The sequence below is a fragment of the Curtobacterium sp. RIT-PI-V genome (assembly GCF_025642935.1).
Taxonomy (GTDB): domain Bacteria; phylum Actinomycetota; class Actinomycetes; order Actinomycetales; family Microbacteriaceae; genus Curtobacterium.
Genome location: NZ_JANZKM010000049.1, coordinates 1 through 11146 on the forward strand (window position 1 = coordinate 1; position 11146 = coordinate 11146).

Annotated in this window: 11 protein-coding genes; 4 read left to right on the forward strand and 7 right to left on the reverse strand. The window is 72.7% G+C overall.

Annotated elements, in window-relative coordinates; all coding sequences use genetic code 11:
- On the reverse strand, positions 1-746 hold a 746-nt coding region (locus OGL88_RS17505; protein WP_263092290.1), incomplete at its 3' end, for an acetoacetate decarboxylase.
- An 80-nt stretch (positions 747-826) separates the two neighbouring features.
- Between OGL88_RS17505 and OGL88_RS17510 the strand changes: the two genes are divergently transcribed.
- Together OGL88_RS17510 and OGL88_RS17515 are read left to right on the forward strand one after the other, a co-directional pair.
- Positions 827-1693: a 3-hydroxyacyl-CoA dehydrogenase family protein gene (locus OGL88_RS17510; protein WP_131879730.1), complete on the forward strand. Its 867-nt coding sequence runs from the start codon at positions 827-829 to the stop codon at positions 1691-1693.
- A gap of 55 nt (positions 1694-1748) precedes the next feature.
- The gene (locus OGL88_RS17515; RefSeq protein ID WP_263092291.1) at positions 1749-3194 is read left to right on the forward strand and encodes an amidase; all 1446 of its coding nucleotides are present in this window, start codon (positions 1749-1751) and stop codon (positions 3192-3194) included.
- Positions 3195-3377: 183 nt separating this feature from the next.
- Here OGL88_RS17515 and OGL88_RS17520 read toward each other — a convergent pair whose 3' ends face one another.
- From OGL88_RS17520 to OGL88_RS17545, 6 genes are read right to left on the reverse strand one after another with little or no spacing between them, the layout of a single operon-like run.
- A complete protein-coding gene (locus tag OGL88_RS17520; protein WP_263092292.1) occupies positions 3378-4160 on the reverse strand; it encodes an ABC transporter ATP-binding protein in 783 nt (260 codons plus the stop codon).
- Complete coding sequence (locus tag OGL88_RS17525; RefSeq protein ID WP_263092293.1) at positions 4157-4981, reverse strand: ABC transporter ATP-binding protein; 825 nt, start codon at positions 4979-4981, stop codon at positions 4157-4159. Before OGL88_RS17525 ends, OGL88_RS17520 begins: the two co-directional genes overlap by 4 nt.
- Complete coding sequence (locus tag OGL88_RS17530) at positions 4978-5865, reverse strand: ABC transporter permease (RefSeq protein WP_205462546.1); 888 nt, start codon at positions 5863-5865, stop codon at positions 4978-4980. The genes OGL88_RS17525 and OGL88_RS17530 overlap by 4 nt, the downstream gene beginning before the upstream one ends.
- Complete coding sequence (locus tag OGL88_RS17535) at positions 5862-6815, reverse strand: ABC transporter permease (protein ID WP_205462545.1); 954 nt, start codon at positions 6813-6815, stop codon at positions 5862-5864. The genes OGL88_RS17530 and OGL88_RS17535 overlap by 4 nt, the downstream gene beginning before the upstream one ends.
- A gap of 28 nt (positions 6816-6843) precedes the next feature.
- The gene (locus tag OGL88_RS17540) at positions 6844-8397 is read right to left on the reverse strand and encodes an ABC transporter substrate-binding protein (RefSeq protein ID WP_263092294.1); all 1554 of its coding nucleotides are present in this window, start codon (positions 8395-8397) and stop codon (positions 6844-6846) included.
- Between the two features lie 59 nt (positions 8398-8456).
- Entirely contained in the window at positions 8457-9398 is a 942-nt protein-coding gene (locus tag OGL88_RS17545; RefSeq protein WP_263092295.1) for an alpha/beta fold hydrolase, read from the reverse strand.
- Between the two features lie 65 nt (positions 9399-9463).
- Here OGL88_RS17545 and OGL88_RS17550 point away from each other — a divergent pair, with 65 nt between their 5' ends.
- Positions 9464-10399, forward strand: coding sequence for a siderophore-interacting protein (locus OGL88_RS17550; protein ID WP_263092297.1), 936 nt, complete (start codon positions 9464-9466; stop codon positions 10397-10399).
- 56 nt (positions 10400-10455) lie between these two features.
- Positions 10456-11146 (forward strand): ABC transporter ATP-binding protein (locus tag OGL88_RS17555; protein WP_263092298.1); only part of this gene is annotated, 691 nt, incomplete at its 3' end.

Below are 11146 nucleotides of genomic sequence, written 5' to 3' on the forward strand. Positions count from 1 at the left end.
CGGCGGGGGTCGGCCAGGTAGTCGTGCACGGACCGCACCGGCGCGAGCGTCAGGTCGGTCAGGACGTGCGAGGCGCTGATGACCTCGAGCACCGGCAGGTCGGCCATCGGCGCGAGGGCGTGCTCGAACAGCTGCAGGCGGGCGGGCCCGGTCCAGGCCCCCTTCACGACGATGTCGGTGATCTCGGTCCGCACGAGGTCGGCGGCCCGCAGTCCCGACGTGGTCACGTCGGGGACGAGCTTCACCATCCAGGTCGGCACCGTGATCTGCGCCGCGGCCTCCACCGGGTCCATCGGCTCCCACTGGTACGCCATGGTCGCCGTCGCCACCCGCTCGGACCCGCGGTCCAGCGTGCCGACGAGGGCGCCCTGGTCGACACGCAACCCCGGGGTGCCGAGCACCTTCGGGTAGGCGCTCAGTTCGCGACCGGCGAGCGTCGCCGCGGAGTTGTCGAGGTACATGGCGTGCAGGTACTCGCCGACCTCGCCGTCGTGGGTGACCTGGATCGCCTGACCGGACTCGACGTAGGGGCCGTAGCCGTCGACGTCGCCCATCTTCATGACCTCGAACCGGACCAGCGGCGTGTCGACCCGCAGCGGCTCCGGCACGACGGCGCGGAGGGCGTCGGGGTCGGTCCGGTACACGACGTTGAAGTACTCGCGATCGGTGAAGCGCGTCGGGCGCAGCGGGTAGACCGGCGCGGTGAGGGGCGTGGTGGCGTGGCGGAGGACGTCCGAGGCCTGCATGGGAACTCCTTGTCGAGTTGCGATACGTTCCGTATTGAGTACGTTGTGTATCGAACCTACACCCGAGAACGAAGGACACCATGGGCTTCTCCCTGCCGACCGACATCCGCAACCGACCCGTCACCGTGATCGGCGGTGGGACCCTCGGTCGCCGCATCGCCCTGGTGTTCGCCAGCGCCGGTGGCGAGTCCCGCGTGTACGACCTCGCCGAGCCGGTCCGCACGGCTGCCGTCGAGTACGTCGAGCGCGAGCTCCCCGCGCTCGCCGCGGCGCGGGACGGGGGCGCGGTCGGCACCGTCCGTGCGTTCGACGACCTCGACGAGGCCGTCGCCGGTGCGTGGCTCGTCGTCGAGGCGATCCCGGAGCGCCTCGACCTCAAGACGACGGTGTTCGGGCAGCTCGACCGCGCCGTCGGGGCGGACACGATCCTGGCGAGCAACTCCTCGTCGTACGCGAGCCGACTCGTGATCGACGAGGTCGAGCACCCCGAGCGCGTGCTGAACATGCACTTCTACATGCCGCCGGCGCAGAACGCCGTCGACCTGATGAGCGACGGCGAGACCGACCCCGCGGTCATCGACCTGCTGCTCGAGGTCCTGCCGACCTACGGCGTCCGCCCGTTCGTCGCGCGCAAGGAGTCGACCGGGTTCATCTTCAACCGCATCTGGGCGGCCATCAAGCGCGAGTCCCTGGCCGTCGTCGCCGACGGGGTCTCCACGCCCGAGGACGTCGACGCCATGTTCGCGGTGAACACCGGTTCGCCCGCGGGACCGTTCCGGATGATGGACCAGGTCGGACTCGACGTCGTCCTGGACATCGAGGAGCACTACGCGGCGGAGGACCCGCACCTGCCCGAGGGTCCGCGGCAGCTGCTCCGGCAGTACGTCGACGCGGGGCACCTGGGCGTGAAGACCGGCCGCGGCTTCTACGCGTACGACCAGCACTGACGGACGACCAGCACTGTCGGACGACCAGCACCGTCGCCGCCTAGGCTCGGGAACCGTGTTCGAACTCCACCACCTCGCCGCGCAGGAACTCTGGGACTGGATCCGCCGGGGGGAGGCGACCGCGCTCGAGGTGACGGAGCACTACCTCGCCCGCATCGAGCGCCTCGACCCGGCCCTCGGTGCGTTCGTGACGGTCACGGCGGACGCCGCGCGCACGAGAGCCGACCGTCTCGGGGACCTGGTGCCGACGTCGAGACCGTTGTGGGGCCTCCCGTCCGCCGACAAGGACCTGTACGACCGCGCCGGGGTCCCCACGCGCAGCGGCACCGCGAGCCTGCCGGAGCGCCCTGCCGGAGCTGACCACCCGCTCGTCGCGGCGCTCGACGCCGCCGGCACGGTGAGCCTCGGCAAGACGGCGTCACCGGAGTTCGGGATGTCCTCGTCGTCGGAGACCCGCTTCGGCGTGACGCGGAACCCGTACGACACGACCCGCGCACCCGGTGGGTCGTCGAGCGGGGCGGCGGTCGCCGTGGCGGCCGGGCTGCTGCCCGCGGCCGTCGGGTCCGACGGCGGGGGATCGGTCCGGATCCCGGCCGCCGCGACCGGACTCGTCGGCCTGAAACCGAGCCGCGGGCGGGTGCCGTCGATGCCCGGACGCGCCGGCGTCGGCGGACTCTCCGTCGCCGGGCCGCTGACCCGTTCCGTCGCGGACGCGGGGATGCTGCTCGACGCCCTCGTCGCGCCGACCGGACTGCCGGAGCCGTCGCCGTACGCCCTGGTCACGCCGTCGCGCGGTGACGGCCCGTTCACCGCTGCGGCCGTCCGCGGTGAGGGACGCTTCGTCGTCGGGCTGCTCGACGGCTCACCGTGGGACGACACCGTCGAGGTCGTGGTCGACCCCGCGGCGCGTGCCGCAGCCTCGACCGCAGTGCGGGTGCTCGGCGAACTGGGGCACGGCGTCGAGGACGTCCGGATGCCGCGGGCGCCGTACGCCGACGCGTTCCGGGTGGCGTGGGAGAGCTCCGCGGCGCGGCTGCCGATGGTCCCCGGCATCGACCTGACGGCGCTCACGCCGCTGGTGGCGTGGCTCGTGGAGCGGGGACGGCGGCTCACCGGCACGCAGGTGCTCGACGCGATGACGGCGCTCGACACGTTCTCGGCGACGCTGATCGGTGCGTTCGACCGGTTCGACGCCGTGCTGTCCCCGACGCTCGCGCTGACCCCGCGGCCGCTCGGCTGGTACGGCGACGACCCGGACGAGGACTTCCGCCGCCAGTGCGCGTACTCGCCGTGGACCTCGATGGCGAACGTGGCCGGGCTGCCGGCGATCACCCTGCCCGTCGGGGTCACCGCCGACGACCACCCGGACGGCGGCGGTCTGCCGATGGGCGTCCAGTTGATCGGGCGTCCAGGGGGCGAGCGGGTGCTGCTCGCGATCGGGGCCCAGCTCGAGCGGCGGCTGCGGTGGCAGCGGCGGCACCCGGCGGCCTGGACCGCCTGACCTCGGGGTCGGTGCGTGCGCATGTTCCGACAAAGCACGCGTCGATCAGCTCGTGGATCGTCGCACCATGCACGTGCATCCGGTGCGTGCGCATGGTCCGACAGGCCACGCGTCGATCGACTCGTGGGATGTCGCGAATCGCGTGCCGCCCGCCCGCCGCGCCGCCGCGCCGCCGCGCCGCCGCTACGGCAGCGTCGGCGCAGCCTCCACCAGCGCTCGCGTCACCGGGTGCACCGGCGCATCGAGCAACGACACCGGCCCGTGCTCCACGATGCGCCCGGCCGACATCACGGCCACGGTGTCGCACAGCCGCTGGACCACACCGATGTCGTGCGACACCAGCACCAGGGTCAGCCCGAGGTCGTCGGCGAGCGAGCGGAACAGCTCGATGACCCGTGCCCGCACCACCACGTCGAGGGCGCTCATCGGCTCGTCGCCGAACAGGATCCGCGGCCCGTGCACCACGGCCCGCGCGATCGCGATGCGCTGCCGCTGCCCGCCGGAGAACTCGTGCGGGTACCGGTCGACGACGTCCGCCGGCAGGTCGACCCGCTCCAGCACGTCGCGCACCAGCGCCCGGTGATCCCCGTCGATCCGCAGTGCCCGCAGCGGTTCGCCGACGATCGCGCCGACGCGCATCCGGGGGTCGAGCGACGCGTACGGGTCCTGGAACACCACCCCGGTCTCGCGACGGAACCAGCGCATCGCGGCCGCGGATCCGGACGCCACCACCCGACGACCGGAGGCGGTCACGGAACCCGCGGAAGGTGCCTCCAGGCCGGCGAGCAGCCGCACCAGGGTGGACTTGCCGGATCCCGATTCGCCGACGATCCCGAGCCGCTGGCCGGGGGCGACCGCCAGGTCGACGCCGTCGACGGCGGTGCGGACGGGGCCCGGTTCGAAGGGCCCGCGGCGGGGGAGCCGGTAGGTGCGGTGCAGCCCGACCCCGTCGAGGATGGCGGTCATGCGGGGCCTCCGGACGGACGGACACGACGGGCGGTGGCGCGCGCGGCCTCGACGAGCGCGACGGTCGCGGGGTGCTGCGGCGCGGCGAGCAGGGAGGCGACCGAACCCTGCTCGACGACCCGTCCGCCGTCGAGCACGACGGCGGTGTCGGCGATCCGCGCGAGCACGGCGAGGTCGTGCGTGACGAAGACCATGCCGGCCGGCAGCCCTTCGAAGAGGTCGAGGATCCGCGCCTCGGTCGTGACGTCGAGCGCCGTGGTCGGCTCGTCGGCGACGAGGTACGCGGGCTGCCCGGCCATCGCCATCGCGATGCAGATCCGCTGTCGCTGCCCGCCGGACAGCTGGTGCGGGTACTGCCGGAGAAGCGACTCCGGGTCCGGCAGTCCGACGTCCGCCGCCAGGGTGGTCGCGGCGGCGCGTGCCGCCCGCCGGTCGAGTCCGCGGTGCAGGCGCAGCGGCTCCGCGACCTGCGCGCCGACGCGGCGCAGCGGGTCGAGGGCGGTGCCGGGCTCCTGGAAGACCATGCCGATGCCGGATCCGCGGTGCTCCGCACGCTCCCGGTCGGGCAGGCCGACGAGTTCCGTGCCGTCCAGGCGGATGCTGCCGGTGACGGTCGCGCCGGCGGGCTCCAGACCCATCAGGGCGAGCGAGGTCATGGACTTGCCGGATCCGGATGCGCCGATCACGCCCACGCGTTCGCCGGGAGGCACGGTGAACGTCACGTGGTCCAGGATCGTCCGCCCCGCGATGCGGACGGAGAGCTCCACCACCTCGAGCCCGCCGGCTGCGGTGTCGCTGCGGCCGTGGCTGCGGTCGGTCATGCGGTCACCCCCGGGGTGGTCGTGGCCGGGTCGCTACGGCGGTCGCCGCCCGCTGCGCGGTCGTTCGTCGTCAGCCGTGGGTCGGTGGCGTCGCGGATCGCGTCACCGAGCAGGGAGAGCGCGGCGACGACGAGCGCGATCGCGGCCCCCGGCCAGGTGGCGCTCCACGGGTGCACGCCGATGTAGGTCTGCAGGTCGGAGAGCAGGTTGCCCCACGACGCCGTGTCCGACCCGGCGCCGTAGCCCAGGTACGACAGGCCGGCCTCAGCGAGGACCGCGGTGGCCATCGCGAGCGAGAGCTGCACGGTGAACAGCGGCGCGGCGTTCGGCACCAGGTGGCGGAACAGCACCCCGCCACCACCGACGCCAGAGGCCCGCGCGGCGGTGACGTAGTCGCTGCGGGCGATCCGGCGGATCTCGCCGCGGGCGACCCGGGCGATCGTGACGCCGAAGGACAGTCCGACGCTCACGATGACGACCCCGAGCGAGCCGCCGAACACCGCGGTCAGGAGCATCGCGGTCAGCAGGGTCGGGAACGCCACCAGGATGTCGAGCAGGACGGCCGTGCCCTCGCGCACCCAGCGGGCGGTGAGCGACCCGATCGCGGTCAGGACGATGCCGACGACGCTCGCGATCACCCCGGCACCGACGGCGACGAGCACCGTGGTGCGGGTGCCGGCGAGCAGGTAGCTCGCGATGTCGCGGCCGGCGGCGTCGGTGCCGAACCAGTGCGCGGCGCTCGGGGCCTCCCACTGGTGGAACGGATCGGCGCGGAACGGGTCCTGCGGCGTCCACACGAGCGACACCGCGGCGAGCACCACGAGTAGGCCGAGCACGACGACGGCGAAGACCCCGGTGGGGCGGGAGAGCAGGCGGCGGATCATCCGGACACCTCGCGTTGGCGTGGGTCGAGGGCGCGGTGCACGACGTCGACGGCGAAGCCGACCAGCAGCACGAGCCCGGTGAGCACGAGCAGCTCGGACTGCACCTTGGTGACATCGCGGCGCCCGACGTCGGTCACGAGCATGCGTCCGACCCCGGGCAGCGAGAACAGCTGCTCGACGACGACGGCCCCGACCAGCAGCCCGGCGATCTGCACCCCGAGCACGGCGAGCACGGTGAGGGCCACCGACGGCAACCCGTGCCGGAGCAGGGCCTGCGTGCGCGTCAGCCCGATCGCGGCCGCGGTGCGGACGTGGTCGGCGTCGAGCACCGACAGCGTCGCGGACCGGGTGAAGCGCAGGATGACGGCACCCTCGACGGCGCCGATGGTCAGGGCAGGCAGCACGAGTGACGCCAACGCCCGCCCCGGCTCGGACCAGCCGTCGAGCGGGAAACCCTGCGTCGGCAGCCAGTGCAGCGTGACGGCGAACAGCGCGACGAGCAGCATGCCGGCCCAGACGACCGGGATCGCGGCGACGGCCTGCGCCACGAACCCGATGACGGAGCCACCCGGTCGACGGCGGAGCACCGCGGCGACGACTCCGAGGGGGACGCCGATCACGAGCGCGGTGACGAGCGACATGCCCGCGAGGGGCAGCGTGATCGCCAGCTTCTGCGCGACCTCCGGCGCGACCTGCCCGTTGGTCACCAGGGACCGGCCGAGGTCGCCGCGGAACACCCCGCCGATCCAGTCGAGGTACTGCACCAGGACGGGTCGGTCGAGGCCGAGCTGCTGCCGGAGCTGCTCGACCTGCGCCGGGGTCGACTGGGTGCCGGCGACGACCTGTGCGACGTCGCCGGGCAGCACCCGGAGGGTCGCGAAGATGATGACGCTCGCGACGAGCAGCCCGACGACGAACAGCAGCAGCCTGCCGACCAGGAACCGGGTCACGTGCTCGGAGCTCCGGGCGCGGGTCGTCTCACTTGACGGCGAGCTTCGACAGGTCGAGTCGCGAGTTACCGCCGTCCACGGGGAAGCCCGTGACGCCGGCGCGCACCGCGGTGATCTCGGTGGCCGTGTAGAGCCACTCGCCCGCGGCGTCCTCGCTCACGATCTTCGCGGCCTTCCGCAGGGCGTCGACCTTGGCGTCCTCGTCGGTGGCCGCGATCGACTGGGCGTACAGCGACTGCACCTCGGCGTTGTCGTAGCCGAAGTAGTAGTCGGGGTTCGCCCAGTTGCCGAAGTCGCGGGCCTCGACGTGGTCCACCATCGACAGGTCGAAGTCGCGCTCACCCGACTTCGGCGCCTGGAACACCGACGACAGCCAGGTGGCGAAGTCGACGCGCTTGACGGTCAGGGTGATCCCGACGTCGGCGAGCTGCGACTTGAGCACGTCGCCGATGGTCGCCGGGTAGATGTTCGCGTACGTCAGCGTGAGCTGCAGGTTCTCTTGCCCGGCGGCGGCGAGGAGCTGCTTGGCGTTGTCGGGGTCGTACGCGTCGATGTCGGTGAGGTCCTCGTACCCGGGGTCGAGTTCGGGGATCGGCCCGCCCTGCTCGACACCCGTGCCACCGATGGCCTTGATGAGGGCCTTCGGGTCGATCGCCTGCCGGATCGCCTGGCGCACGCGCTTGTCGGTGAACGGCGCCTTCCGGTCGTTGAACGCGAGCGTGTACTTGTCGGTCGTCTTGCCGGAGTGCAGCGCGATGTCCGAGTTGCCGTCGAGCTGGCTCTTCAGCGTGCCGTCGACCGGGTTGAGGACGTCGAGGTCGCCGTTCGCCATGGCGTTGACGGCCGTCGACGGGTCGGTGATGTACCGGAAGACGATCTTCGCGACCTTCGCCTTCGTGCCCCAGTAGTCGTCGTTGCGGTCGAAGGTGAGCGAGTCACCCTGCTTCCAGCTCGCGACCTCGTACGGGCCGGTGCCGTTCGCGGTGTCCGACAGGTCGTTCGTCGCGGCCTTCTCGAGCACCAGGCCGGCGCGGCCGGTCAGGTTCCACAGCAGGTCCGAGTCGGGCTTCGCCAGCTTGAGCTCGACCACACCGGTCGACGGGGACGTGATCGAGGTGACGCCGGCGAGCTTGGCGGAGTCGACGTAGGTCTCGTTCGACTTGACCTGCTCGAGCGACCAGACCACGTCTGCCGCGGTGACGTCCTTGCCGTCCTGGAAGGTGATGCCGTCGCGCAGCGTGAACGTGTAGGTCAGGCCGTCGTCGGAGACCTCGTGTTCGGAGGCCAGCACGTCGCGGACGTCGCCGTCGGCGGTCCGGCCGACGAGCCCCTGGTACACGTTGTCGATGAGCACCTGGTCGAGCGCTGCACCGGACTGCGTGCGGATGTCGAGGCTGGTCGGTTCGAGCACCAGGCCGACGCGCACGGTGGCGTCGGTGCCGCCGTCCTCGTTCGACGAGCCGGAGCAGCCGGTCAGCGCGAGGGCGGAGACGACGGCGACCGCGGTGGCGGCGAGGGCAGCGCGTCCGATGCGCGTGGTGCGCGCAGCCCGAGCGGTACGGCGGGGCAGGAGTGGACTCATGGGGGTGTGGGTTCCTTCCGGGCGCGAGGGCGATGATCAGTGCTCGCGCTCGCACGAGGTTACCGGCGGCCGGTGTCGTCCGCGGTCGGTTCTTCGATCCGGTGCAACAAACCGTGACGTTCCGCCCATGCCCGGATCGCCGCAGCGAGTTCGAGCGGCGCCTGGTTCTGCACCGCGTGCCGGGCGGTGACCGTCACGATCTCGGCGTCCGGCAGCCGCTCGGCGAACGCGGCGTGCAGCTTCGGCGAGACGTACCCGCGGTCGCCGCGGACGAGCAGGATCGGCACGCGCAGGGCCTCGAGGTCGGGCCACGCGTCGGCGAAGCGCCCCACCGACGACGTGCGGCCGGCGGGCAGGTGCGGGAAGTGGTGACGCCGCACGAGCGCGCCGTCGTCGCCGAGCCGCGTGGTGTGTCGCGCCTCACGCAGCAGCACGTGCCGATCGTCACCGACACGTGCTTCGATCGCCCGGTCGACGACCTGGTCCAGGGTGGCGAACGGTTCCTCGGCCTCGAGCGCCCGGGCGATCCGGTCGACCGCCCGCTGCGCGAAGTCCGGCGACATGTCGACGAGCACGAGGCCGGTGACCCGCTCCGGTGCCGTGGCCGCGAGCCGTGCCGACAGGATCGCGCCGAGGGAGTGCCCGACGACGACCCCCGGCGGCACCCCCAGGGCGTCGAGCGCCGCGAGCACGGTCGGCGCCGTCACGGACGCCCCGTAGTCCGCGTCGTCCCGCCACGACGACCGGCCGTGGCCGGGCAGGTCGAGGGCGACCGCCGGCTCGCCGACGGCGATCGCGGTCTGGTCGAAGCTGTGGGCGTCGATGCCGAGCCCGTGCAGGTAGGTGATCCGGGCCTCCCGGTCGCCCCACCGGATGGCGGACGTCTCCTGCCCGTCATCGGTGCGGACCACCTGCCTGGAGGCGCGGAGCGGCTCCGTCACGCCGCTCGCGCGGGCGAGCGCGGCCAGGTCTGCGAATTCGTCGTCGGGGGCATCGGACACGAAGCGATCTTCGCACCGTCCGCGGGGTCTGGAGGCGTTAGGTAAGGCATGCCATACTCGGATCCGTGGCAACCCGGTACCGCGTCTTCCCCGTCCGTGTGGCAGCGGTCACGTCGCTCACCCCGCACTTCGTCCGGGTGACGCTGACGGGCGACGCCCTGGCGGACTTCTCCTCGGTCGGGCTCGACCAGCGGATCAAGGTCGTCCTGCCGCTCGACGGCGTGGGCTTCTCCGAACTGCCCGAGGACGAGGACTGGTACGCCGCCTGGCGTGCCCTGCCGGACGCGGAACGGAACCCGCTGCGCACCTACACCGTCCGCTCGTTCCGGCCCGACGCCCGCGAGCTCGACATCGACTTCGTCGCGCACGGTGACGCCGGACCCGCATCGCGGTGGGTGTCGTCCTGCCGGGTCGGCGACGAGCTCCGGATCGTCGGACCCCGCGTGCCGGAGTCGCCCGAGGACCTGCCGACCGGTGCCGCCGAGTTCGCACCCGGGCACGCGAACCGCATCCTGCTCGCCGGGGACGAGACCGCCGCCCCGGCCATCTGCGCCATCCTCGAGGCGCTCGACGTCTCGACCGTCGGCCACGTCTTCATCGAGGTGCCGACCGACGCCGACCGGTTGCCCGTGACCGCCCCCGCCGGGGTCGAGGTCCGCTGGATCGCCCGGAACGGTGCGACCCACGGCGTGCGCATGACCGACCAGGTGCACGCCTGGGCGTCGTCGGTCGTCGCCGGTGCTGCGTCCGTCGCTGGTCCTCCGTCGGTCGCCGCCGGGCCCGCTTGTGGGGACGCCGTCGAGCTGGCGGACGTCGACGTCGACGAGCAGGTGCTCTGGGACGTGCCGGCCACCGAGGAGTCACGCCCCGTGTACGCCTGGATCGCGGGCGAGGCCGGCTGCGTCAAGGAGCTCCGACGGCACCTGGTGCGCGGCGTCGGCATCGACCGGAAGCAGGTCGCGTTCATGGGGTACTGGCGGCACGGCAAGGCCGAGAACTGAACGCCGCAGCCGGACTGCCGACCAGCGAGGCCGGAGTCCCGACGACCGCGCTCGGCGTGCGTGGGCTGACGCTCGCGTACGACGACCGCATCGTGGTGGACGCGCTCGACGTGGACGTCCCCGACGGTGAACTGACCGTCATCGTCGGCCCGAACGCGTGCGGCAAGTCGACGCTGCTGAAGTCGCTCGCACGCACCCTCAAGCCCCGAACCGGCACCGTGTACCTCGACGGAGCGCCGATCGACTCCTACCGTCCGAAGGCCGTGGCCCGGCGGGTCGGCATGCTGCCCCAGACGCCGATCGCCCCGGACGGCATCACCGTGCGCGACCTGGTGTCCCGCGGGCGGTTCCCGCACCAGGACCTGCTGCACCCGTCGTCCGGGTCCGACCGGCGTGCCGTGCAGGCCGCCCTCGAGCAGACGTCGACGGTGGAGCTGGCGGACCGGAGCGTCGACGAGCTCTCCGGCGGGCAGCGGCAGCGGGTGTGGATCGCGATGGTCCTGGCGCAGGAGACCGACATCGTGCTGCTCGACGAGCCGACGACGTTCCTCGACATCGCGCACCAGTACGACGTGCTCGAGTTGGCCTCGGCACTGCACGCCGCGGGTCGGACGGTCGTCGCGGTGCTGCACGACCTGAACCAGGCGGCGCGCTACGCCACCCACGTCATCGCGATGCGCCAGGGGTCGATCGTCGCCGCCGGACCCCCGGCCGCGGTGCTGACGGCCGACCTCGTCGAGGACGTCT

Excerpts from the sequence above, each read along its gene's own strand:
- OGL88_RS17540 (WP_263092294.1), bottom strand. The coding sequence starts at position 8,397 with ATGAGTCCACTCCTGCCCCGCCGTACCGCTCGGGCTGCGCGCACCACG.
- OGL88_RS17510 (WP_131879730.1), top strand. The coding sequence starts at position 827 with ATGGGCTTCTCCCTGCCGACCGACATCCGCAACCGACCCGTCACCGTG.
- OGL88_RS17520 (WP_263092292.1), bottom strand. The coding sequence starts at position 4,160 with ATGACCGCCATCCTCGACGGGGTCGGGCTGCACCGCACCTACCGGCTC.
- OGL88_RS17530 (WP_205462546.1), bottom strand. The coding sequence starts at position 5,865 with ATGATCCGCCGCCTGCTCTCCCGCCCCACCGGGGTCTTCGCCGTCGTC.
- OGL88_RS17525 (WP_263092293.1), bottom strand. The coding sequence starts at position 4,981 with ATGACCGACCGCAGCCACGGCCGCAGCGACACCGCAGCCGGCGGGCTC.